Genomic DNA, 20,812 nt, shown 5'->3' with positions numbered 1-20,812 from the left:
CGGAACGGCGTGGCGCCATTAAAGCGACGGCATCAGCCGGCGCGGTGAAGGCGTTCCGGACGGCACGGCCGGAGAAGCCGCAGCCCTTGACCTTAGCCATCAGACCCTAGCGTCAGCCCGAAACCCGAAGGGGTTCGGCGGAGCCCGGCGGGTGCGCAGCAGCCGCCCTGGCGGAGTGGGGCTCGACGACCGGACAGCAGCGCTGGCCGGGAGCCGAAGGGGGCCATCGCCCTGCCCTGTTTTCGGGTTATGGCCACGGAGCTGCAGCGGAGAAAGATAACCAGCAGGACGACGGATATGACGCCCGGGATGAAGAACACAGGGAAAACCAGGCTGAAGCCAGGTACAGGCAGGTAACTCATGGCGCTCTGACTTCAGCAAAATCAGGCAGGAAGGGCAGGCGTTTTGACAAGACGGAGGGAGCCGAGGGGCAGCGCCGGAGGCGCGTCCCCCTTCCCCCGTTCCCCGCAGGGGAACAGACCTTCCGGGTTGTTCATGCATGCGACTGCACCCTTCGGGATGGAAAAAGGGGCTACCGGTAAACCGGCAACCCCTTCATAAAGGCGCTTCAGGCATGTCCACACAGTCTCAGCCCCTGAATGGCGGGGGTTTCCCCCCGCCGGGGTTAGCTACTTAGCGGATTCGTAAGCCATAAAAGCCGCCACCTCCCTGTCCGTGTCCCTGTACCGGATTTCGCAGAGCGATTTCCGTGTCAGGTAAGTGAATATCAGCAGTGTGAGACACACTATTAATACGCACCAGAGCAGGGTGTTTCGCGGCAGTTTCATGGCCTTCTTCTCCTGTCAACGCAAAGCAGAAGTGTCACCATCGGTGCGAAACAGAGATGTCATGCTTTGGTTCAGAGAATGCGTTTGACCGCCTCGCTATATACTTCCGAGCGTTCTCTTTTCCCAACAGAAATCACGAAAACGACAACTTTCTCGTCTATAACCTGGTATACAAGGCGATAGCCTGAAGACCGGAGCTTAATCTTGTAACAATCAGGCATACCACGGAGCTTGTTTGCTTCAATCCGGGGTGACTCAAGTACTTCAACCAGCTTCTTTTTCAACTGTTCACGTACCGTCGAGCCCAGCTTTCGCCATTCCTTTAGTGCCCGCTCGTCAAAATCCAGAAAATACGCCATCAGAGTTCATCCAGCGTCACACGTACTGGCTTAGGATTACAAAGTCGTTCTTTCACTATCTCCACAAGTTCAGCATCTTCATCACTCAGGAGTGTCTGTTTGAACGGCAAGCGTTCATTGTCAGCGATATACTCGAGCATGAGACGAAGCGCTTCAGAAGGAGTTACGCCCATTTTTTCAAGCGCGGCGTAAGAACGCGCTTTAAGTTCATCGTCAATACGTAGGTTAATGCTACCCATGTCTTACACCCCTTGTAATTACAAATGTCATTACAAGTATCGCACTACAACATGCTTAGGGCAAGTCACGAAGTAAGTCAGAAAGTAGTCGTAAGAACGGTGATCACTGTCCGCTTTGTGCCAGAAGTGGACGGCAGGATTTGTTGAACATTTCAGACAAAACCAAACTCAAAACAACTATTGAAATCAAGCCAGCATAGCGGATACATTACGCACGTTGTTACTTTGTATCATCAGGATGCCGTTAACTGTGTTTATCAGCCGTGAAGTCATTTCCAGAATCGTGCTTATCATCATGGCTGTTGCCGTGCTGAGCAGTTCGTTTATGGCAAAGCCACAGGCTGCATACAGCGTTCAGGAAACAACGTCCATCAGTGACCATCAACACGACAGCGATGAACCACTGAATGAGCACGATCCATTGTTGTTTCACTCCCACGGTAGCGTGCATCACCTCAATGCCGATCATTCCCACGATCTGAATAAACTCTTTGCTCTGCCTACTCTGCACGCATGGAATCCGGGCATGCGGGTGATATATGCGTTGAGTTCAGAACAAATACTGCAAATGCCGCAGTCCACCCCCGAACGCCCTCCGAGAATCCTGTCTGCGTAATAACTTCTGCTAATTCGTTATTATTCAACATGTAAGGATTTTTATGTATACCAGCCTTGATACACAGGGCCGGTTGAGCGCTCGCCTGCTTTCAGCTCAGGCGCGTTCGGCTTGTCTGTTTTTCCTGTTGTTACTGCTTTTCTACAGCCAGGGCGCGTATGCGCACGGCGTGGCGGAAGGCGACAAAGGGTACATCCAGGAAATCACCGGGGTGAACATCATCCCGTTTATCTACCTTGGCGCGAAGCACATGGTGACCGGTTACGATCATCTGCTGTTTCTGTTCGGGGTGATTTTCTTTCTCTACAAAATGCGTGATATCGGGCTGTACGTTAGCCTGTTCGCTATCGGGCATTCAACGACGCTGCTCATCGGCACCTTCTTTGATATCAGCGTCAGTGCTTACCTTATTGACGCCATTATCGGGCTGTCCGTGGTCTATAAAGCGCTTGATAACCTCGGGGCATTCCAGCGCTGGTTTGGCGTTCAGCCCAACACGAAGCTTGCGACGCTCATCTTTGGATTCTTCCACGGTTTTGGTCTGGCAACCAAAATCCAGGAATTCGAAATCTCTCCCGATGGCCTGTTTGTCAACCTGATTGCCTTCAACATTGGCGTTGAGATCGGCCAGCTGCTCGCGCTGAGCGCCATCCTGATCGTTATGAGCTACTGGCGGCAAACGGCGAGCTTTTTCCGACACGCTTATACCGCCAATGTGGTGATGATGAGCGCGGGATTTCTGTTAATGAGTTACCAGCTTTGTGGCTACATTTTAGCCTGAGGGAGACAAAACAATGTACAACACTGATTTACCAACACGCGCAGAATTACCTTCTGCCATCAAACTGATGCAGTCCACTATCCTCGCCGCCATCGTGGCGCTGACGCTGCTGATCACCGTCGTCATGCCTTCGGAATACGGCATTGATCCTACTGGCGTGGGTCGTTTACTGGGGCTTAAGCAGATGGGAGAAATCAAAACGCAGCTTGCCGAAGAAGCTGATGCCGATAATCAGGCCAGCGCTGTTCAGCAAGGACAGCTGGCTGCGCCAGTTAATGAGCGACCGATCCCGGATAATCCTCCGGCAATAACGCAGAACACCTACCCGGAGCTGAGCGTTCCGGCGACCACGCGCGCGCCGGAAGTACCATCGGCTGGCTCGCAACGTCATCAGATGCTCATCACCCTGAAGCCTAACGAAGCTGCTGAAGTTAAACTGGAAATGCGCAAAGATGCCCGCGTGACCTATCAGTGGACAAGTTCCGGACCGGTAAACGTGGATGCGCACGGCGATCCGGTCAACGCCCCGAAAGGCTTCTACCATGGCTATGGTAAAGCCCGGCAGATCACATCCGGAGACGGCGTTTTACAGGCCGCGTTCGAGGGTAAACATGGCTGGTTCTGGCGAAATCGTGGTTCTGAGACCATCACGATCCAGCTTGATACAACCGGCGACTACCTGAACATCAAACGGGTTATCTGATAAATCAGGGGCAGGATAACCTGCCCCTTTTCACACAGCTGACAGCCCGGTCAGGCGGAGTATCAGCCCGGCGAGAGCCGCCATGGCAATAACGTGCGTAACCTTCCATTTTAATCTGAAAAGCGCAAACGCAGCGGCGACGGCAATCAGGGCGGCAGGGATATCGATCCCTCCCTTTGCGCCTTCCGGCCATACGGTATGCCAGATAAAAAACAGCCCCAGATTAACAATGACGCCCACTACGGCCGCTGTGATGGCGGTTAAAGGTGCCGTGAAACCCGCCTTGTTGTGGGTCGTTTCGATAAACGGCCCGCCTGCCAGCACGAAAATGAAGGACGGGAGAAAGGTAAACCAGGTCACCATGCAGGCGGCAACGGCGCCGCCGACAAACAGCATATCCGCGCCAAAAACGGCATGGGTATACCCGCCCACAAATCCGACAAACGTGACCACCATAATCAGCGGGCCGGGCGTGGTTTCTCCCAGCGCCAGCCCGTCCATCATCTGCCCGGCAGTCAGCCAGCCAAAATTGACGACAGCACCCTGATAAACGTATGGCAGGACGGCGTAGGCCCCACCGAAGGTAAGGAGCGCAGCCTTGGTAAAGAACCAGCCCATCTGCGTCACCGGATGCGCCCAGCCCAGCCCCAGCGTCAGCACCGTCATGGGAATAAGCCAGAGCAGTGCACCCGCTGCCACAATCCTTAACAGTTTCGCCCAGCTGAACAGGGCATGCGCCGGTACGGGCGTATGATCGTCAATAACCGCAGCATCAACGGCGGCTTTCTCCTGTTTGTTATGCCCGCTGCCGCTGTGAAATTTTTCCGGCGCGATGCGTCCGCCGATAAAGCCAGTTATCGCTGCTGAAATAACGATGACGGGAAAAGGAACGTTCAGGGCGAAAACGGCCACAAAAGCCGCAGCAGCTATGGCCCAGTGGGCACCGTGTTTCAGCGCACGGGAGCCGATGCGATGCGCCGCCTGCAGCACGATTGCCGCCACGGCGGGTTTAATGCCGTAAAAGATACCGGCAATAATGGCAACGTCTCCCCAGGCGATATAGATCCACGACAACGCGATAAGAATAAAAAGTGAGGGAAGGATAAATAACAAACCCGCTATCACTCCGCCCAAGGTCCTGTGCATCAGCCAGCCAATGTAGGTGGCAAGTTGCTGAGCTTCCGGACCGGGCAGCACCATACAGAAATTGAGTGCGTGGAGAAAACGGGACTCGGAAATCCAGCGCCGGTTCTCGACCAGTTCCTGATGCATGATCGCAATCTGTCCGGCAGGACCGCCAAAGCTGATAAAACCCAGCTTCATCCAGAACCAGAACGCCTCCTTCAGGGGGACCGGCTTGGGCTTAACGTTTTCCTCTGCCAGCGTCAGCAACTCCGTTTTGTTCATCATGGCCGGACCTCATTTCAAACGTCGTTAACAGACCGTCAAACAGCGAACAGGCCGCTGTGAGTAATGTGTCATCATCCGTAATGCTTTCACGCAATCCTGCCAGTACACTTTCAACGCCAGCGGCTTCGGGGGGCTGAACCCCGCCAACATCAAGGTAATGCACAAGCATCCCCAGACCATTCAGGGCATCCCCCGTCAGCCCGAAGCGGACCATCAGCACTTCAAAGGTCACACGATTGTCGATGTGGCTGAAGGTCGCGCCATCAAAATCAAACCCCACCGCCTCTTCCGGGCAATCGTTGCCATCCTTAAGCCAGAGAAACTGCGCATCCTGGTCGATAAAACGCCGTATAAGCCAGGCGCTGGCAAGCCTGTCAATCCATGGCCGGCGACGCGTAGCCCAGATCCTGTTATGAAAATCCTCAGGCTTCAGCCGTGTCAGCAAGCCACTGACGGCATGAGGCTCTCCGGGAGAGATGAACCTGTTAATGCCAGCTTCCAGTTCTGACAAGGCAAAAATGGCCTGCGCCTGCGCTTCACCAGGAAAGAAATCAATCGCCACAATCCGATCCAGCTCGCGACGAAGTTTTCTTACCATCTTCAGTTGGCTGACCGCGGTTTCCTCATTAAGGTCGTTTTTACAAACCTGAAGGCTCTCCATCAGGATCAGGTACTGCTGAGAGCGATCGAATAACGGGCGAATTTTCTCTTCGTCGGAAGTCTCTGCGTCAAAAACAAAGGCCGTTCCTCCCTCACCGCTGATTTCACGACTCATCTCGTTAAAAATCTCATGGCTCTGTTGCGCTTCAGGCAACAGATAAACGCCGTCGCGCAGCATGGCGGCACCGGTATTTTTTAATGCCCGCCAGACACGCATACGTAATGTGGCCTGCTCAGTGGGCAGTGTCAGAATAAGGATATGTAGTTTCATAGTGTAGAGATTAATACATATGGTAGAGATTGCTACATATTTTCAGTCTTTCTAACCGTACATATCGCTATCTTTTTATGGTGCTCATAATTGCTCTTATCGGTACCGGTCTTGCTACCGTTGCACTGGGCCTGCTGGCGGGCGACAGGGCAGGGGGAGTCGGGAACGGCGCTGGCAATGAAGATGCTTGCTTATATTCTGGTCGCCCCGGTCGCTGATGCATTATGCGGGCCTTTTTATTCATATCGCCAATACAAGACTTTACATTCCAGCCCTTACATCCTCCCCGGGGGGATGCTAATCTTTTTATACCGTTGTCATTGTCTATTGAGGAAAGCAATCAGCGATGTACCCGATGTTTAAACGTTCGCCCCGTTATGTTCTGATGATCGTCATCATGGCCATTGGCATGATGATGTCGTCGATGGTGACGTTTGCGTCGCACGGTACAAACGGCCTGACAGGCTACGAGATGAATCTGCATGACGCAGAAGTCACCATGTCAATGCAGGATCACTCTCACGATTCGGATATCCCTCAGTCTGGCCACGCAGGCCATCATCAGACAGACCATTTCCATGAAACCCCTGAGCAGCCGCCCTCTGTAGAGATTTCCCTCTCTCCTGTAACAGACAGATGGTTGCCGCTTGCCGATCTTCGTAGCCCGGTTAAGGCCACGGACATCATTTACCGTCCTCCCAGCATCCGCCAGATCTGATCGCTGTTACCGGCAGTTTTTGCTGCCCGGCTTTAATCAACTTCAGATTTAGCGGAGAGGCTATGTATAAAGACTCTATCCAGGCGCGTCGAGAGATTGCGCGTAATTTCACTGCACTCAATTATCGTGTTGATCCCCTGCACTGGCAGACGCTCTGCATGGGCGTTAATCGCGACCTTCAGGCCAAAAAAATGCGTCCGAATGTCCCGGTTCCTTCACGGCGTAAAGTCATTCCGTTCCTGAAAATGATGCATCAGGAAACGGGCTCGATGCTCAAAGCGATCCTTGCCTTTGGCTTTGATGGCCCCTGGACATCCAGCGGCGGTTCATTTCGCCTGGCGCGAGAAATTGGGTTCGACATCGCCCACTATGCGAAAAACATTCACCACAAAAACGGGAAAGTCACCTTCCTGGAAATTGGTGCCGCCTGGGCGGGTTTTCGCGCTGAGGAATGTGCCGGCCATCAGGCGACGATTTCCGGGCTTTCCGGGGAGTTCAGGGAGCAACTTGGGGAAAGCGTATTCCTGCACTTCACTAATCTCACACCGTGGCATGCATCGCTGCCAAAAGGCGTGACTGAGCATCCTTACGTGACAGCAGCCGGGCTGGGAGCGCTGGAAAACAGAGGTGTTCAGGCAGGTGAGGTCGATATTATCTACTCCCAGGCAGCGGCCTATTTCGAACAGGATTACACGGCTTTCCTTCGCAGCGCTGCACGCCTGCTGAAAGAGGATGGCGTCCTGATCTTCAACCATGACCCTGTTCTGGCGAGCGCGATGGATGAAGTCGCCTGGGAGCACGGACTGCGGCTGGTCAGACGTAAGCAAATGGGAGGAATGAATGGCGCGATTGCCCGTTATCACCGGCTTCGTTCGTCCCCGGTAAGTCAGATGGTCTTCCCCGGCGTAAAGCGGGCAGAGGATGAAGAAGTGGTCTGTGAATCACTGGTTATGTCGGCGCTTCGTCGCAACGTAGAGGTGTAACGCCCGATATGTTGACGCGCAGACATTTTCTCACCACCACAGGAGCGTTGCTGATGACAACATTACTGCCGGGGGAAACCCTGGCAGCCTCTCTGGCTGAAAAAGTCAGTGAAACATGGCAAAAAATAAACACCCGCCGCAATCAACAAGAGGCGATAACGCCGGGCTGGGTTTTGCAGTCGCTCGGGCTTAAACCTGGCTCAACTGAACTGCGAAGAGCCATTTTTGAGCTGGTCAGGCGGATACCCTATCAGCTCGGTGCATGGAATGGCGAAAGCATGAGTCTGTTTCAGCAGGGCTTTGGCGACTGCCGTCATAAAGCCGCTGCTGCCGAACGACTGCTGACCGATGGTGGCATTACGGCAAAGCGAAAGCTGGTGCGGTTTGACTGGGCTGATTTGCCTGTACCTGCGGATATTCTGGCAATTTTGCCGCAAACACAGGGATTTCATGACACTGTGGCTTTTGAGCTACAGGGCAAAACATACCTGTTTGATGCCACCTGGGATATGGCCTTGCGCGGAGCGGGTTTCCCGGTGATGCCTTCCTGGGATGGCAACTCTGATACCTGGCCGGTGACTTCCCGGATGTCGACGCAGCAAACCGTACTAATGCCGCAGCCAGGGCAGGACATTTACAGCACTAACCAGATGAGCTGGCCGCAGCGCGAGAAAACCATGGCGTTTAATCAGGCACTGAATAACTGGCTGGAGGTCATTCGGGCTAACCGTGATGACTGGTGCACCATTATCCATAGTGATATTGAAGCCACCCGGTTGAGCCTGAAAACCTGTCTGGGACAACTGAGTTAATTCCCTTCTCGTCAGGAGGGGCTGCGCAGGGAAGCGGCGATAACACCTTCGACACTTTTTATGCTGCTTCAGGTATAACGCTGGGATACCTGAAGCTTTTTTATTTAACATCCAAGATAACAGACGAATCAGTATCCTCCTCACCCGGATAAAGCTTGTCATTTTTTTCAGGTCCCTCTATGCTTTGAATATCCCCCTGGGGGGGATGTGATTTCAAACCAAGAGATTTCCTGATGCTCAACATTCTTTCTAATCGTACCTATCGCCACCTGTTTATGGCACAGGTTATCGCCCTTATTGGCACCGGTCTGGCGACCGTTGCGTTAGGGTTACTGGCCTACGATCTCGCAGGTGACAGAGCCGGGGCAGTGCTGGGTACCGCGCTGGCTATCAAAATGAGCGCCTATATTCTTGTTGCGCCCGTGGCGGCGGCTTTTGCCGATAAATTCCCGCGTCGCACCATGCTGGTAACACTGGACCTGGTTCGCGCTCTCGTGGCTATCACGCTGCCTTTTGTCACCCAGATATGGGAAATCTACATCCTGATCTTCATTCTTCAGGCTGCCTCGGCGGCGTTTACGCCTACTTTCCAGGCAACTATCCCGGATATTCTTCCTGACGAACGTGAATATACCCGGGCGCTGTCTCTGTCACGTCTGGCCTACGATCTTGAAAGCGTCATCAGCCCTATGCTGGCGGCTGCACTGCTGACGGTCATGAGTTTCCACAACCTGTTTGCCGGTACGGCAGTCGGGTTCCTTGCTTCAGCAGCTCTGGTTGTTTCCGTGACACTGCCGAAGATGAAAGCGTTAACGGTCAAACGCAGCATCTATGACAAAACTACACGAGGTATGCGCATCTTCCTGAAAACGCCCAGACTGCGCGGCCTGCTGGCACTCAACATGGCCGTAGCGGCAGCGAGTGCAATGGTTATCGTCAACACCGTCGTTCTGGTTCAGGCGGACTTTGGTTTCTCACAGCGGTCTACCGCTATTGCGCTGGCCTTCTTCGGCGTGGGGTCCATGGTATCGGCCCTGGTTCTCCCCAGACTCCTCGACAACATGAGCGACCGTATGCCGATGCTTGCAGGTACGGCGCTTTTAGTCATTGGCCTGGGGTCAGGCATTTTCCTGAAGGATTACATCACGCTGGTTGTGCTCTGGGCACTGCTGGGGGTGGGCTATTCACTTTCTCAGACACCGGGTGGTCGCCTGCTGCGCCGTTCGTCAACAGCGGAAGACAGACCGGCGCTGTTTGCCGCCCAGTTTGCACTGTCACATTCATGCTGGCTGGTGACTTATCCGCTGGCCGGATGGGTTGGTGCGGCATGGGGGACACAGGCTTCATTCATCGCCCTGACTGTTGTGGCAACATTGTCGCTGGTCACCGCCGTACTTATCTGGCGTCCTGAGCATGAAGTGTACGCTCAGGTTCACAGCCACAAAGACCCGGAAACAAACAACGAATCGACCCATGAGCATGATTTCGTCATTGACGATGAACATCCGTCCTGGCCGAAGAAAGAGAAGTAATTTCCCAAAAAAAGACAACGTATCAGGAGAGGATAAGCCGATAAAAAGTGTGACCATGGCGTTGATACACATTATCTTATCCCTTCCACCTGGAGAGGATAAACCATGACCGTTCATGCATCACACCCTGACATTATTAAAAGACTTAAACGTGCCGCAGGGCACCTGAAAAGTACCATCCAGATGCTCGAAGATGAGAAAGCATGTCTGGATATCGCCCAGCAACTGCACGCTGTGGAAAAGGCGATAACGAATGCGAAGCGTACCTTAATTCATGACCATCTGGATCACTGCCTGGAGGATGCCCTTCATGCTGACCACACGGAGTCTGATAAGACGCTTAGCGAATTTAAAGAGATAACTAAATATCTTTAAGGCAAGCGAAACATGACTGATTTTTCCACTCTTTTACAGCAAGGCGTGGCCAATGCCTGGCTGTTCATCCCCAGCGCTATTTTGCTCGGTGCGCTTCACGGACTGGAGCCAGGGCATTCCAAAACGATGATGGCCGCCTTTATTGTGGCCATCCGGGGAACGGTCAAGCAAGCGGTATTACTGGGGCTTGCCGCGACAATTTCTCATACGTCTGTTGTCTGGCTCATTGCGTTCGGCGGAATGTATATCAGTCAGAAATTCACTGCTGAATCAGCCGAACCCTGGTTTCAGCTGATTTCCGCCGTCATCATTCTCGGTACGGCGGCATGGATGTTCTGGCGAACCTGGCGCGGCGAAAAGCTGTGGAAGATGGAGCAGGAAGAGGAACACAGCCACGGTCATCACGATCATGACGAAACCCGCATCATCGATACGGGCCATGGCAGCGTTGAACTCTCGATTTTCGAAGAAGGACAACCCCCTCACTGGCGTTTACGCTCGCTCAGCGGCAAGAAATGGGAAGCTCGCGACATTTCTCTGGTGACCAACCGTGGTCCAGGGACATTTTCACAGGTATTTGATTTCGTCGAAAAAGACGGGTTTATGGAATCGGCCCTGGCGATCCCGGAGCCACACAGCTTTGATGTTCGCCTGTCTTTAGGCCATCGCGGCCATGTGCATGATTATGATGTGGAATTCCGTGAACATGAACACGACCACGATCATTCCTCGCTGGAAGGTCTGGATGTTAATTCTCGCGAATATCAGGATGCTCACGAAAAAGCGCATGCGAACGACATCAAAAAACGTTTTGCGAATCGCAGCGTAACCACCGGACAAATAATCCTGTTCGGCCTGACCGGCGGCCTTATTCCTTGCCCGGCAGCCATTACCGTTTTGCTGCTCTGCATCCAGGTGAAGGAATTTACGCTCGGTGCCGCGCTGGTACTGTGTTTCAGCATCGGTTTAGCGATCACGCTGGTTTCAGTGGGCGCAGCGGCGGCTTTCAGCGTTCGTCAGGCAACCAAACGCTGGAGTGGCCTGGATACGCTGGCGCGGCGGGCTCCATACTTCTCAAGCGTACTGATTGCACTTGTCGGCATTTACATGGGCTATCACGGCTGGATCGGCGTAACGAGCTGATTTTCTCCTGTATGAATCTCACGCCTGAACCCACCAACCGGTGGGTTTTATATTTCTGAAGCCCATCATATTTTTATCCCCCTGCCGGGGATAGGAATTGAGCTTTTATAGCCGCTCATTTATCATCGACAATATCCCCCATGGGGGATGTAAAATTATAAATGGAATCTGCTATGCAAAAACAATATTTCAGTCAGTTCGTCACCGGAGTGTTACTCACTTCGTTCATCGCCATTCCTGCTCTGGCAGCGCAAGGTGGCTTCTCCGCAGAGAAAGAGCCTGTCGTCACTGAGCACATGTATGCCGGTCATAAAGTTCAGCAGGAGAATAGTCAAAGCCGGATTCAGATCGTATCGTCAATGCACGAAGGGGCGTGGATCACACTGGAAGGCAATGTTGTCAGCCAGCAGCAGGACGAGTGGTATACGTTCCGCGACCCAACCGGTACCATCAAAGTCCGCATCCCGCAGAAAGTCTGGAACGGGCAGCACTTCGATGCTCAGGACCTGGTACGGGTCAGTGGACCGGTAAGCCATGAAAATGATGGTTCAATTTTATATGTTGCAGTTATCAGCAAACCCTAAAACACAATTCTGACGGGCTATGTTTTTTTATATATATAGTTCGTCAACCAAACGTCCGCTTCTCGCTCTTAGCGGACATTAGCATAGGCTATTTACCATAACGCCGCATTACGCGCACCGCCCAGACTGACTCAGCGCGTTTCTGGCATATCCCCGGTAAAACAAGTAACAAACCACCCGAAAATGAACACCAGAAACGCGACTTAAGAATCTACCCTATGAATGGATATGCACTCAACCGAATCGATCTTGGTTTCAATCTTTTTTATCGGGATCAGGCTTCTTTTTAGGTAACTTCGGGGGCTTAACTTGCTGATGACTTTGCGTTCGGCGCGTAAGCCAGGGATGGTCAGCTTTAGGTTTAACATAGTATTTTGAGCGTAAATCAATACGGGCATTATCCACTCGTTCATGGACACTCTTTTCATCATCCAGTGGTATAGGCTCCGGGCCATCAACATACTTTTCCCAGCCCAGCGCTTTCCCGTCATACAGAACGTTAATTTCACCGTCAAAGTTCTCGCATACAGTAACAACCGAATGCCTAAGTCGATATCCCCGGCCCTCACTGCGTACCTGAAACGCACTGCTTTTGTACTGGAAAGTGAGATTTTTAGACAGAACGCGCTTCGCCTGTAGGCTGAAGATATAACCCAGTTCCTCTTCAGAATGGTGCACATCAAGATGAGCATTATCAGTAGTACGAGGCGACGTAGCGAACCGGTTGTTATAGGCTTCAATAAAGGTCGGCAACCATGCATTTGCTGTTTCAATATCACTGATATTCTGAAGCCGCATTTCTTTGACCAGCCTGTCCTGTAGTGTCTGATTGGCGCGCTCTACCCGCCCTTTTGCCTGCGGGCTGTTGGCATGGATTGGCTCGATGCCCAGTGTCTTTATCGCACGAGTGAACTGGGTCAGCTCACCTTCCCGCTCTGGGTTATTTACCCTGAATATACTGTGTCTATCAGAGTAGAGAGCGAGCGGTACGCCATGATCATTAAGGTAACCCCGGAGGGTTTCCATGTAAGCCCGGGTTGTTTCAGCAGGCACAAAACGCAACGCCATCAACGCACTGGTGGCATCATCAATGAAAACGATCAGTGTACATCTGGGGCCTCGATTTTCAAACCAGTCATGAGGTGAGCCATCAATCTGGATCAGTTCACCGTAAGATGGTCGTCGCATGCGGCGTTGATATATACGGGCAATTTTACGACGGCGTTCACGCCATAACCCCTCTTCTATCATCCACTTTCTGAGAGTTTCAACGGATAAAGATAAACCGTGTATCTCGCGCAATTTTTCGCACGCAAACGTAGGTCCAAAATCAGCGTAACGGCCTTTGAGGAGTGAAATTACTGTTGCTCTGAATTCAGTAGAAAAGGAATTATTAGGACGCTTTCCACGTCGGTGGGAAACCAGACCAGAAGGCCCTTCATTTCTATACCGTTGCACCAGACGTTTAACCTGCCGAATAGAAATGCCAATGCGTGCCGCAGCTTGTTCCTGAGTAATATGTCGATTAATTGACTCCTGAATAATCTGAAGTCGGTGGAGTTCCTTATGACTCATCGTAACAGTCTCTTTGATCATGAAAAATCCCCCAGAGAATTGTCTGGGGACATTTTAGAATGGTTCAAAGGGGACATTACAGCTTGGTGTTAACATGGCCTTCTTCTCCTTGCCTTGCGGCATCTAAGAGGCTATCCTGATGTTGTCTAGGCATACAGGTGGCCTCGTGGGTTAATGAAAATTAACTACGGGGCTTTCTGCTTTCTGCCACACAACAACGGCAACAAACCACCTTCACGTCATGAGGCAAAAAGCCTCAAGCGCCACGTCGATTATACCGGGCAAGTGCTATTTCTGACCAGGTATATCCACGCTTTATTCTGCTTAGCGCCTGAAATATCTCATGTATCCCCATCCCGCGATCACTACGCCCGTGACAAGCGCAAGATTAGGCAGAATCACGTCCCCGGCACTTACAAATACGGCATCAGAATTACTTTGCCCCCAGAATGCCAGCTTGTACCCGACGCCCCAGATAAAGAAGATAATCCCGGCACTCAGAACGCCGTATTTCATTACACCGAGCAGGACTTTATCGAACCAGCCTGGCGTATCACGCCATGTGATAACCATCGCTATCAGACTGCAAATGAACAGGCCAGCATAATAACCTGTCGTGCCTTCCCATTCTGGCGCAGCATGCCTGACGATTAAAAAGAACAGCGCATACAGTAATATAACAATTAAAAAGTACCTCATATTCCCGCTTTCCTTGTATTTGGCCATCTGAGCAGTCAGACAGCATTGTATCTGATTCACCGGCCGGACTTGCCATTGAAATACGCCGGGCGTGCAGCCAGCTCACGCTCGATTAACTCATCGGCAAACAAAGGGGCAACACGATTAATCCGTGCCTGCATGTTGCGCCTTCTCACCGCTGCTTTTCGTTCATCGCTCCAGCGTTGGATCTGTTTCTGGCCGAGAAAATCCACGCATACAGCGTAACCTGAGCCAGCAACCCAGCGTGACATCACCTCTTCAGGTGCCGCCTGCCCTGCTTCCACGACAACTGAAACCAGCTCCAGTGGGCCAGGGCAGGGCTTGTGTGGCAATTTCCAGCGCAGGGAATAGCGCCACTTCATACACCGCTCCGATCAGCCAGCTTATTTGGCACCTGCCAGCGTTCAGCAACACGAACATGCCCAGGTGTTTCCCGCACGATAAACGGGATTTCGTACATCACTGTATACAGCGGCTCACCGCTGATGCGAAGCCAGTCAAGTTCCTTCAGCGACGCGAACCGCGACTGCCAGCGCCAGAACGGTCCGGCAAGCTCTGCCGCGTCAAACTCGTCGCTCCACCGGGTGTACCAGGCGCAGACGGTTTCCGGTGACTGAAAATTCAGGTCGATTTTCGCCTGCTCCAGCAGGTTCTGGCGCAGTTTCCAGCGCTGTTCGTACTCGCGGGACTGGCGGCGCAGCTGGCGCGTGGTCTTAATGCCGGACCTGTGCAGCCGTCGACCCGTGCGGGTGTGCATGACTTCAGGAAACAGTTCGGCCTGTACGTCAATCGTGAGCGGCAGCGGGCAGGCTTCGCCACTGGTGGCGATCATCGTGTTAAGTGCCTCCTCGACCTGTTTCAGGTTTGAATGACGGTTATTTGGCACCCAGTGCAGGCCGGGTATTTTATTGGCCACCGTGGCGTTGAGACGTCCGCTACCCGTGAGAAGGCGCAGAAAGGTACGGACATACGGCATGGCGGGCAGCCGTGCGCCGCGTTCGCGGGCAGACTCAACATGGCTGATAGCCTGTATTGCAGCCTGACGGGCGGGCTTCAGGGAAACGAGCGCGTGTGAGGACGGGATCATGCTGTCACCTCCACATTCATCAGCTTCACCACGGTGCTGGCAGTGCAGTTAAAGCGGCGCATACCTGCCAGCTGCGCGACCATCTGGTTTATCCGGTCAGGCTGGAGCGTGTCGCTCTGGTAAAGGGTACGCACCACGTCACCGCCGGAGGAGAGCAGCACCAGAAGCCAGTACGGCGAGACTTCGCCGGGGCTGCACACGCACAGATGCCAGTCATCACTGCCGTCCTCGCTGAAGCGGCACTGGACGGGGAAGAAGCCGCCGAACTCGCTGCGGAACTCGGCGCAGACGCGCCATCCTTCAGGTGTCGACAGGAGGCCGGTCACGGCATCGCTGAGGGCGCGGCGCGCGTCCTCGCCCTGATGACGGATAAACTCCAGGTCGGATGCGGTCAGGGTGTTGATTCGGTTCAGGTCATATTGCATGGTCATGTCTGTTCCCGCCGCCCGAAGGCGGCGGCCTCCGGTATTAAGCAGCGTGGTCAGTAGTGTTAGCGTCGGTTTCGGTGGCTTCTTCAGCCCCAGCGGCTGGCGCTGTGCGCACCATCCAGTCAGGCAGCCAGCCCTGAGCATTCAGATCCTGTTCGGCGGCCTTCGCCGCATCGCGGCGCTTGAGCTTCACAACTTCACCTGCACGGGCGCTGAGTCCGGCTTCTTCATAGGCTTTGCCAATCTGGGAGATCGTGAGCTTACCGAAGTAGCTCTCAGCATCCGGCTGCCACCATTTGCGCAGGTCAAAGTCCAGCGCCGCTTCCAGCCCGTCCAGTTCGCTTTTCTGCGTATGGTTGTACATACGCTCCTGAATACCGTTGATACCGTGTGCCGCACAGAATCCCAGCAGGGTGTTTATCTGCTCTGCTGACCATGACAGCAGCCAGGTGAAATCGAGATGCCAGTTTTCTGGCAGCGTTGCCTGAAGCGCCTTTTTCTGTGCATTGAGCGCCGTCAGCGCCTTCCCTTCGTCACCGGATGGAGCCAGTGATGCAAGGTGATACTGATTCGAGGACACGGAGGCTTTCAGCGGTTGGCTGCGCTTGCCGTGGGTGCGTTCAAAGAGCGCAAGACACAGCGTCCACGTCAGGAGCGCCACCGATACGTCAGGACGACCCGCCAGTTCGGCCTGAACAGCCAGAGTACGTTCGGCTGACATGGCCTTAACCAGCGTTGCCGGATAGGCGTCTGCGGGAATGTCAGGCGTGGTGTATCTGATCACGTTCTTTTCACGTTCCTGACGCGCCTGTTCTTCAGCTGCCCGGTCTTCGTCGGTCAGCTTGCGGATACCTGGCTGAACCCGAAAATTGTTACCATCCCATGACACCCAGATACCGTGGGCGGCGCGAAATTCCGGCGTGGCTTCGCGATACTCTGCCTCGCAGTAAATGTCATCGATCTGCTGCTGAAGCTCGTATTCGTCATCGCAGGTTTCAGTGGCGTCCCTTTGTTCTTCCAGCTCGCTGACGCGCTTCTGTTCTTCTTCCGTCAGGACAGCTTTCGGCATGGCAAAACGGTAAAGTTCACCGTCCTCACCGCTGAAGCTGAGTTCCGTCATACGATACTCAGCCCAGCCCCAGCCCTGCTCCTGCTTAACGCGGGCGGCGAGCACGGTGAGCTTGCCAGCCAGCAGAGATTTCACCAGCGCCGCATCGGCAAAGGTGCTGTCCTTGTCGCTGAACAGGTCGGCGGTAAGCGTACCGCCAGCGGCGGTATAAGCTTCCTCGCCCACATACTCAAACATAGGGTGACTGATGGCCATCTTGTCGTCAGTCACCATTTTGCGCAGAGTCTGTACGGCAGGATCGCGCCACTTTTCAACAGCCTCTTTCCAGACCTGCTCCTGACGCTCATGGGTATCAGCAAGTGTCAGGACTTCACACTGTTCAAGGGAGATTTCATCCCGCGCCAGCGCGTCCAGCAGGGAGGGGGCAAGATTCGCCAGCTTCAGGCAGCGCTGAACGTGGCGCGGGTGGTAGCCCATCAGGGCGCCAATCTGTGAGGCGGTTTTACCTTCCTGCTCAAGGGTGCGAAAACCTATAATCTGCTCGGCAGGGTGCATGTTCTTGCGTCTGCCGTTCTCAATCAGCGAGGCCGCCACAGCCATCTCCACGGGCAGGACTTTCACCGGAACAAACGGCGTGTCTGCATCGAGCACACCGCGCATCACCAGAATGCCTGTGCCTCTGCGGCGACCTTCCCCGCCGACAATGCCGATCGTACCGTCCGGCAGTTCTGCACCGATCAGGTTCTGGAGGATGCCCATTGCCTGAATGCTGTCTGCCATCTCTTCCACTTCCCGATCGGTATGCGGGATGATGCGCGTGTTTAAGCCCGTGTGTGACAGGCGGGAGTACGGGAAGATTTGCACGGGCGTATCAGCGAGCAGCTGGACGAGCTTCTGCTCGGTAGACTGCGCTTTTTTTTCCGCAGATTTTGTCTGACGGGTGGTCTTAGCTGGTTTTTTTGCCGTAGTATTGGTGGCGACCATGATTTTTACCTCTCAGTGATAGTTGTGGTTAGCCGTGGCCGGATTGCCCTCCGGTCACGGCACTCGGTTAATCAGTAATGCGTTTCGGGTGTGCTGCCAGTGCTGCAAAGGACGGATAGCCATCAAGAACCTGCATCATGACTTTTGCCCCTTCCAGCATCGCTTTATCCGTTACGCTGCCGCTGTTTTCACACACGTTGATCGTTGCCACGATCCCCGATTTCACATCTGAAAAACGCTCATACATGCGGTTGCTGAACAGGACACGTTTCCCTCCTGCCATCACCTGCCAGTTGTTGCAGTCATTAAATCGGGTGTCCACGTTGTCAAACTCGACCACGTGGGTGTCGCTGGCCTGAATGCGCAGCAGCTTCACGATTTCGGTGCTCTGCCCGACCTTACGGGTCGCCGGACGGGTGTTAAGGTTCTGCATGTTTCCTCCTTCTCTGGGTTAAGGCCGGACATCCGGCCTCCGGTTAAAGCTGCACGTACTGCAGATTGCGTTTCAGTTCCAAAAGAAAATCCGGGTCAAATGACCAGGCGCGCCAGTTAAGCGTTCCGTAGGTTCTGATCTCCACCTGCACGTCGCCGTATCGGGACACGTCGGACAGGGTGACGGTGACCCCCGCCTTCAGCGAAGTGGCCTGAGCCACCCATTCCCGTGCGACAGAAACAGGGCTTTGTTCTTCCCCCATCTTGCTGGAAGATTCTTGAGCGGCGGTTTTGACGTTGACGTTTCGTGTGTGCATCCTGGTTTTCTCCTGTGGTGATGGTTGTCCATCTCCCTGGTGAGTTCTCTCGCGGCAAAGGGCAAAGGAGCAACGGCAGGGCGGCAGGAGAAGGGCGGAGACGAAAGTTTTGGCGGCACGCAAAAAGTTTTGGCGGAGTGCATTTCACCCTTCGGATGACGAACTGACGGTGCTACGACAAGCCCTCCGCGTGAGGACGCACGGGGGATGGCTTCACCGGGGGAACAGGATGCACACACCCGACACGACGGAACGGCGTGGCGCCATTAAAGCGACGGCATCAGCCGGCGCGGTGAAGGCGTTCCGGACGGCACGGCCGGAGAAGCCGCAGCCTTTGACCTTCGCCATCAGACCCTAGCGTCAGCCCGAAACCGCTTGCGGGTTCGGCGGAGCCCGGCGGGTGCGCAGCAGCCGCCCTGGCGGAGTGGGGCTCGACGACCGGACAGCAACGCTGGCCGGGAGCCGAAGGGGGCCAGAAGTGGGATTCAGGTGTTTTCAGAGGATTTGCTGATCGGGTTTCAGAGCCGCCACGCCACGCCACGCCACGCCACGCCACGCCACGCAGGACCGTATCCGTGACAATTTGCTCTCACAATGGCATTCCTCTGCATTTATCCTGACTTACACCAGGACGGGAGGGGGCAGCGCCGCAGGCGCTGGCCTTGCCGCCCCGTCAGCCCGAAGGGATGACAGTGTTTTCGCGCGCAAACAGGCGGCGCATATGCCCCGCACGGATTATTTACTGTGCATCCCCCTCACCGCCCTGGAGAATGAAGTGGCCGCAAAGATAGACGGCACACTGGCGGGTAGCCGATTCGCAGATCTCGTCCAGCACTTTCGCTGTGGTTACGGGGCTGAGTCCGGATTCGCGACGTCGCTCGTTGATGAGCGTTTTATACTGGCGCAGGATGCTGCGGGTTTCCGGTGACAGTTGCATGGTGTTCTCCTTTTTTCAGTTTCCGGAGGCAACGCCTCCGGTTTCTCTGTCAGGCATCGAGCGCAGCGCGCAGGCTCAACATGACGTCGTTTTCTTCTTTCAGGGTTTCTTCTGCCGATCCGCCGCCATCCTCAGCGCATACGGCGATACGCTCCATTTCCTTCCCTGCAAGCTGCATCACCACCGCAAGCGCCGCTGCCGGAATGGTGACATTACGGTGTTTCCGTTTTTCTTCCACCATCACCTCAACAATGTTGTAGATGAGAGGGACACATCCGGAGGGATACAACTCTGCCTCCAGTCTTTCCATCACCACGTCGATCTCTTCATCACTGAGATCCCAGTCAATGCAGAGACCGCGAATATCGTTCCGGCTCCAGCTGGCGAATACAAATTTCTCGCCGTCATTATCGTCATCACGCAGCATTTCGATGGCGATCTCTTTTGCTGTACCAATCATGTTTTCTCCTTTAGTCGGGCGGCATCGCCGCCCGTTGTCAGTCAGTCAAGGGCACGCCAGATCGTGGCGCTTTCAGGATGGGTATCAGCAAATGCCATAAGCTGCTCATAACGGCGGCAGAAGTGGCGGCACAGCTCCTCATGGTCATGGTTACTGTGGTGCCAGCTCCGGTGATTCAGTACCAGCGCCGTGAGGATGATCCCCGCCACTTCCCCGCTGACAGTCTGCTCAAACCAGTTTTCCCGATTGCACAGGGTCAGGCTCTCCACGTCAGGCGCCATATATCCGCCGCCTTCCGGCAGCCGGTAAAACTGCCAGAATCCCCCCTGATACTCAGGGCAATAACGCTGGGCGTAGGCGTACACGGATGCCTCGGACGTCATAAAATCGCCCCCAAACAAATCAGGCAGGAAAGTCAGGCGCTGCGCACCCTCAAGACGAACAGCATCACAGGTCACGGTCTGGTTCATAGATCCTCCACGGTTAACATATTCTCGGTTCCGGCATCGCCGTGACGACACGACAGACCGGCGAAAAGCGGAGGACACAGGGGCGATGCCGCAAGCCGCAGCGCAAAGCCTTCACGGGCTGAATGCACCGTGAAGGGTGCGAACGGGTGAGGACGGAGGCGTCAGCGAACCCTTGTGGCCGATGCGGCCGGGCTACAGTGAAGTCACGGCGCATGCCGTCACCGCACGGAGCTTCAGGGGAGTTTCATTGTCCCGACGTAGCCCGGAGGGCGGCGGCGGATAAAAGCGGAAGGCACTGACATCCTTGTATTATCAGCTATACAGAATGAGTTAATTCTCTACGTTAACGACGATGTTCA

General features: G+C 54.2%; 27 protein-coding genes and 2 pseudogenes. 12 read left to right on the top strand and 17 right to left on the bottom strand.

Annotated features, from left to right (window positions below; all coding sequences use genetic code 11):
* Positions 1 to 629: 629 nt before the first annotated feature.
* The 3 genes from QMN93_RS24170 to relB all read right to left on the bottom strand — a co-directional run bounded on the left by QMN93_RS24170 (position 630) and on the right by relB (position 1,386).
* Positions 630 to 788: a type I toxin-antitoxin system Hok family toxin gene (locus QMN93_RS24170; RefSeq protein WP_013087178.1), complete on the bottom strand. Its 159-nt coding sequence runs from the start codon at positions 786 to 788 to the stop codon at positions 630 to 632.
* A 71-nt stretch (positions 789 to 859) separates the two neighbouring features.
* Positions 860 to 1,147 (bottom strand): type II toxin-antitoxin system mRNA interferase RelE, encoded by a 288-nt coding sequence (relE, locus tag QMN93_RS24165; protein WP_000323025.1) that lies wholly within the window; start codon positions 1,145 to 1,147, stop codon positions 860 to 862.
* Positions 1,147 to 1,386 carry a type II toxin-antitoxin system antitoxin RelB gene (gene relB, locus QMN93_RS24160; RefSeq protein WP_004196370.1) on the bottom strand — a complete coding sequence of 80 codons (240 nt, stop codon included), beginning with the start codon at positions 1,384 to 1,386 and terminating at the stop codon, positions 1,147 to 1,149. The genes relE and relB overlap by 1 nt, the downstream gene beginning before the upstream one ends.
* A 24-nt stretch (positions 1,387 to 1,410) precedes the next feature.
* Between relB and ydfV the strand changes: the two are divergent.
* The 4 genes and pseudogenes from ydfV to QMN93_RS24140 form a co-directional block, all read left to right on the top strand.
* Positions 1,411 to 1,509, top strand: a pseudogene (gene ydfV / locus QMN93_RS24155) (protein YdfV); the annotation flags it as partial.
* Positions 1,510 to 1,636: 127 nt separating this feature from the next.
* Complete coding sequence (locus QMN93_RS24150; RefSeq protein WP_009651956.1) at positions 1,637 to 2,002, top strand: hypothetical protein; 366 nt, start codon at positions 1,637 to 1,639, stop codon at positions 2,000 to 2,002.
* 43 nt (positions 2,003 to 2,045) lie between these two features.
* A complete protein-coding gene (locus tag QMN93_RS24145; RefSeq protein WP_008460272.1) occupies positions 2,046 to 2,783 on the top strand; it encodes a HupE/UreJ family protein in 738 nt (245 codons plus the stop codon).
* 13 nt (positions 2,784 to 2,796) lie between these two features.
* On the top strand, positions 2,797 to 3,486 hold the full coding sequence (locus QMN93_RS24140) for a hypothetical protein (RefSeq protein ID WP_004196322.1): 690 nt from the start codon (positions 2,797 to 2,799) through the stop codon (positions 3,484 to 3,486).
* A 30-nt stretch (positions 3,487 to 3,516) separates the two neighbouring features.
* Here QMN93_RS24140 and chrA read toward each other — a convergent pair whose 3' ends face one another.
* Positions 3,517 to 4,893, bottom strand: coding sequence for a chromate efflux transporter (gene chrA, locus QMN93_RS24135; protein ID WP_004196363.1), 1,377 nt, complete (start codon positions 4,891 to 4,893; stop codon positions 3,517 to 3,519).
* On the bottom strand, positions 4,850 to 5,827 hold the full coding sequence (locus QMN93_RS24130) for a chromate resistance protein ChrB domain-containing protein (RefSeq protein ID WP_004196334.1): 978 nt from the start codon (positions 5,825 to 5,827) through the stop codon (positions 4,850 to 4,852). The genes chrA and QMN93_RS24130 overlap by 44 nt, the downstream gene beginning before the upstream one ends.
* 29 nt (positions 5,828 to 5,856) lie before the next feature.
* Between QMN93_RS24130 and QMN93_RS24125 the strand changes: the two are divergent.
* From QMN93_RS24125 to QMN93_RS24090, 8 genes and pseudogenes are all read left to right on the top strand, one after another.
* Positions 5,857 to 6,049 (top strand): annotated as a pseudogene (locus QMN93_RS24125) (MFS transporter); the annotation flags it as partial.
* Between the two features lie 124 nt (positions 6,050 to 6,173).
* A complete protein-coding gene (locus QMN93_RS24120; protein ID WP_004196359.1) occupies positions 6,174 to 6,545 on the top strand; it encodes a hypothetical protein in 372 nt (123 codons plus the stop codon).
* 62 nt (positions 6,546 to 6,607) lie between these two features.
* Positions 6,608 to 7,528, top strand: a complete 921-nt coding sequence (locus tag QMN93_RS24115; RefSeq protein WP_004196315.1) for a methyltransferase domain-containing protein — start codon at positions 6,608 to 6,610, stop codon at positions 7,526 to 7,528.
* Positions 7,529 to 7,581: 53 nt separating this feature from the next.
* The gene (locus tag QMN93_RS24110) at positions 7,582 to 8,340 is read left to right on the top strand and encodes a hypothetical protein (protein ID WP_004196325.1); all 759 of its coding nucleotides are present in this window, start codon (positions 7,582 to 7,584) and stop codon (positions 8,338 to 8,340) included.
* Between the two features lie 233 nt (positions 8,341 to 8,573).
* Complete coding sequence (gene nirA, locus QMN93_RS24105) at positions 8,574 to 9,872, top strand: MFS transporter (protein WP_004196314.1); 1,299 nt, start codon at positions 8,574 to 8,576, stop codon at positions 9,870 to 9,872.
* A gap of 105 nt (positions 9,873 to 9,977) precedes the next feature.
* The gene (locus tag QMN93_RS24100; RefSeq protein WP_004196355.1) at positions 9,978 to 10,247 is read left to right on the top strand and encodes a nickel-sensing transcriptional repressor NcrB; all 270 of its coding nucleotides are present in this window, start codon (positions 9,978 to 9,980) and stop codon (positions 10,245 to 10,247) included.
* Positions 10,248 to 10,259: 12 nt separating this feature from the next.
* Positions 10,260 to 11,390, top strand: a complete 1,131-nt coding sequence (locus QMN93_RS24095; protein WP_004196366.1) for a Ni(II)/Co(II) efflux transporter permease subunit NcrC — start codon at positions 10,260 to 10,262, stop codon at positions 11,388 to 11,390.
* Between the two features lie 161 nt (positions 11,391 to 11,551).
* On the top strand, positions 11,552 to 11,974 hold the full coding sequence (locus QMN93_RS24090; protein WP_032072095.1) for a nickel resistance OB fold protein NcrY: 423 nt from the start codon (positions 11,552 to 11,554) through the stop codon (positions 11,972 to 11,974).
* A gap of 255 nt (positions 11,975 to 12,229) precedes the next feature.
* Here the strand turns inward: QMN93_RS24090 and QMN93_RS24085 are convergent, their stop codons facing one another.
* The 12 genes from QMN93_RS24085 to QMN93_RS24030 all read right to left on the bottom strand — a co-directional run bounded on the left by QMN93_RS24085 (position 12,230) and on the right by QMN93_RS24030 (position 20,453).
* Complete coding sequence (locus tag QMN93_RS24085) at positions 12,230 to 13,570, bottom strand: IS1202-like element ISEsa1 family transposase (protein ID WP_004196353.1); 1,341 nt, start codon at positions 13,568 to 13,570, stop codon at positions 12,230 to 12,232.
* 55 nt (positions 13,571 to 13,625) lie between these two features.
* Positions 13,626 to 13,703 (bottom strand): DUF5431 family protein, encoded by a 78-nt coding sequence (locus tag QMN93_RS24080; protein WP_158409081.1) that lies wholly within the window; start codon positions 13,701 to 13,703, stop codon positions 13,626 to 13,628.
* Positions 13,704 to 13,873: 170 nt separating this feature from the next.
* Complete coding sequence (locus QMN93_RS24075) at positions 13,874 to 14,248, bottom strand: hypothetical protein (RefSeq protein ID WP_032663718.1); 375 nt, start codon at positions 14,246 to 14,248, stop codon at positions 13,874 to 13,876.
* A gap of 56 nt (positions 14,249 to 14,304) precedes the next feature.
* Positions 14,305 to 14,631 carry a hypothetical protein gene (locus tag QMN93_RS24070; RefSeq protein WP_032663716.1) on the bottom strand — a complete coding sequence of 109 codons (327 nt, stop codon included), beginning with the start codon at positions 14,629 to 14,631 and terminating at the stop codon, positions 14,305 to 14,307.
* Positions 14,628 to 15,356 (bottom strand): plasmid SOS inhibition protein A, encoded by a 729-nt coding sequence (locus QMN93_RS24065; RefSeq protein ID WP_032663715.1) that lies wholly within the window; start codon positions 15,354 to 15,356, stop codon positions 14,628 to 14,630. The genes QMN93_RS24070 and QMN93_RS24065 overlap by 4 nt, the downstream gene beginning before the upstream one ends.
* Positions 15,353 to 15,787 (bottom strand): conjugation system SOS inhibitor PsiB, encoded by a 435-nt coding sequence (psiB, locus tag QMN93_RS24060; RefSeq protein ID WP_032663712.1) that lies wholly within the window; start codon positions 15,785 to 15,787, stop codon positions 15,353 to 15,355. The genes QMN93_RS24065 and psiB overlap by 4 nt, the downstream gene beginning before the upstream one ends.
* 37 nt (positions 15,788 to 15,824) lie before the next feature.
* A complete protein-coding gene (locus tag QMN93_RS24055; RefSeq protein WP_032663710.1) occupies positions 15,825 to 17,837 on the bottom strand; it encodes a ParB/RepB/Spo0J family partition protein in 2,013 nt (670 codons plus the stop codon).
* Between the two features lie 67 nt (positions 17,838 to 17,904).
* Positions 17,905 to 18,270: a hypothetical protein gene (locus tag QMN93_RS24050; RefSeq protein WP_032663708.1), complete on the bottom strand. Its 366-nt coding sequence runs from the start codon at positions 18,268 to 18,270 to the stop codon at positions 17,905 to 17,907.
* A 43-nt stretch (positions 18,271 to 18,313) separates the two neighbouring features.
* The gene (locus tag QMN93_RS24045) at positions 18,314 to 18,586 is read right to left on the bottom strand and encodes a hypothetical protein (protein ID WP_032663707.1); all 273 of its coding nucleotides are present in this window, start codon (positions 18,584 to 18,586) and stop codon (positions 18,314 to 18,316) included.
* Positions 18,587 to 19,325: 739 nt separating this feature from the next.
* Complete coding sequence (locus QMN93_RS24040) at positions 19,326 to 19,523, bottom strand: hypothetical protein (protein ID WP_032663705.1); 198 nt, start codon at positions 19,521 to 19,523, stop codon at positions 19,326 to 19,328.
* A gap of 49 nt (positions 19,524 to 19,572) precedes the next feature.
* Positions 19,573 to 19,983, bottom strand: coding sequence for a DUF1380 family protein (locus QMN93_RS24035; RefSeq protein ID WP_032663704.1), 411 nt, complete (start codon positions 19,981 to 19,983; stop codon positions 19,573 to 19,575).
* A 41-nt stretch (positions 19,984 to 20,024) separates the two neighbouring features.
* On the bottom strand, positions 20,025 to 20,453 hold the full coding sequence (locus QMN93_RS24030; protein ID WP_032656177.1) for an antirestriction protein: 429 nt from the start codon (positions 20,451 to 20,453) through the stop codon (positions 20,025 to 20,027).
* Between the last annotated feature and the right edge of the window lie 359 nt (positions 20,454 to 20,812).

Source organism: Enterobacter sp. R-1.6.2, from assembly GCF_035064085.1.
GTDB classification, from domain to species: Bacteria; Pseudomonadota; Gammaproteobacteria; order Enterobacterales; family Enterobacteriaceae; genus Enterobacter; species Enterobacter asburiae_B.
Note: the sequence above shows the minus strand (reverse complement) of the source record. Positions and strands in the feature narration are given on the sequence as shown.

Excerpts from the sequence above, each read along its gene's own strand:
- QMN93_RS24140 (WP_004196322.1), top strand. The coding sequence starts at position 2,797 with ATGTACAACACTGATTTACCAACACGCGCAGAATTACCTTCTGCCATC.
- QMN93_RS24040 (WP_032663705.1), bottom strand. The coding sequence starts at position 19,523 with ATGCAACTGTCACCGGAAACCCGCAGCATCCTGCGCCAGTATAAAACG.
- QMN93_RS24120 (WP_004196359.1), top strand. The coding sequence starts at position 6,174 with ATGTACCCGATGTTTAAACGTTCGCCCCGTTATGTTCTGATGATCGTC.
- QMN93_RS24075 (WP_032663718.1), bottom strand. The coding sequence starts at position 14,248 with ATGAGGTACTTTTTAATTGTTATATTACTGTATGCGCTGTTCTTTTTA.
- chrA (WP_004196363.1), bottom strand. The coding sequence starts at position 4,893 with ATGAACAAAACGGAGTTGCTGACGCTGGCAGAGGAAAACGTTAAGCCC.
- relE (WP_000323025.1), bottom strand. The coding sequence starts at position 1,147 with ATGGCGTATTTTCTGGATTTTGACGAGCGGGCACTAAAGGAATGGCGA.
- QMN93_RS24145 (WP_008460272.1), top strand. The coding sequence starts at position 2,046 with ATGTATACCAGCCTTGATACACAGGGCCGGTTGAGCGCTCGCCTGCTT.
- QMN93_RS24090 (WP_032072095.1), top strand. The coding sequence starts at position 11,552 with ATGGAATCTGCTATGCAAAAACAATATTTCAGTCAGTTCGTCACCGGA.
- QMN93_RS24035 (WP_032663704.1), bottom strand. The coding sequence starts at position 19,983 with ATGATTGGTACAGCAAAAGAGATCGCCATCGAAATGCTGCGTGATGAC.
- QMN93_RS24070 (WP_032663716.1), bottom strand. The coding sequence starts at position 14,631 with ATGAAGTGGCGCTATTCCCTGCGCTGGAAATTGCCACACAAGCCCTGC.
- QMN93_RS24050 (WP_032663708.1), bottom strand. The coding sequence starts at position 18,270 with ATGCAGAACCTTAACACCCGTCCGGCGACCCGTAAGGTCGGGCAGAGC.
- relB (WP_004196370.1), bottom strand. The coding sequence starts at position 1,386 with ATGGGTAGCATTAACCTACGTATTGACGATGAACTTAAAGCGCGTTCT.
- QMN93_RS24110 (WP_004196325.1), top strand. The coding sequence starts at position 7,582 with ATGACAACATTACTGCCGGGGGAAACCCTGGCAGCCTCTCTGGCTGAA.
- QMN93_RS24045 (WP_032663707.1), bottom strand. The coding sequence starts at position 18,586 with ATGCACACACGAAACGTCAACGTCAAAACCGCCGCTCAAGAATCTTCC.
- QMN93_RS24095 (WP_004196366.1), top strand. The coding sequence starts at position 10,260 with ATGACTGATTTTTCCACTCTTTTACAGCAAGGCGTGGCCAATGCCTGG.
- QMN93_RS24130 (WP_004196334.1), bottom strand. The coding sequence starts at position 5,827 with ATGAAACTACATATCCTTATTCTGACACTGCCCACTGAGCAGGCCACA.
- QMN93_RS24065 (WP_032663715.1), bottom strand. The coding sequence starts at position 15,356 with ATGATCCCGTCCTCACACGCGCTCGTTTCCCTGAAGCCCGCCCGTCAG.
- psiB (WP_032663712.1), bottom strand. The coding sequence starts at position 15,787 with ATGACCATGCAATATGACCTGAACCGAATCAACACCCTGACCGCATCC.
- nirA (WP_004196314.1), top strand. The coding sequence starts at position 8,574 with ATGCTCAACATTCTTTCTAATCGTACCTATCGCCACCTGTTTATGGCA.
- QMN93_RS24170 (WP_013087178.1), bottom strand. The coding sequence starts at position 788 with ATGAAACTGCCGCGAAACACCCTGCTCTGGTGCGTATTAATAGTGTGT.
- QMN93_RS24080 (WP_158409081.1), bottom strand. The coding sequence starts at position 13,703 with ATGCCTAGACAACATCAGGATAGCCTCTTAGATGCCGCAAGGCAAGGA.
- QMN93_RS24100 (WP_004196355.1), top strand. The coding sequence starts at position 9,978 with ATGACCGTTCATGCATCACACCCTGACATTATTAAAAGACTTAAACGT.
- QMN93_RS24055 (WP_032663710.1), bottom strand. The coding sequence starts at position 17,837 with ATGGTCGCCACCAATACTACGGCAAAAAAACCAGCTAAGACCACCCGT.
- QMN93_RS24030 (WP_032656177.1), bottom strand. The coding sequence starts at position 20,453 with ATGAACCAGACCGTGACCTGTGATGCTGTTCGTCTTGAGGGTGCGCAG.
- QMN93_RS24115 (WP_004196315.1), top strand. The coding sequence starts at position 6,608 with ATGTATAAAGACTCTATCCAGGCGCGTCGAGAGATTGCGCGTAATTTC.
- QMN93_RS24085 (WP_004196353.1), bottom strand. The coding sequence starts at position 13,570 with ATGATCAAAGAGACTGTTACGATGAGTCATAAGGAACTCCACCGACTT.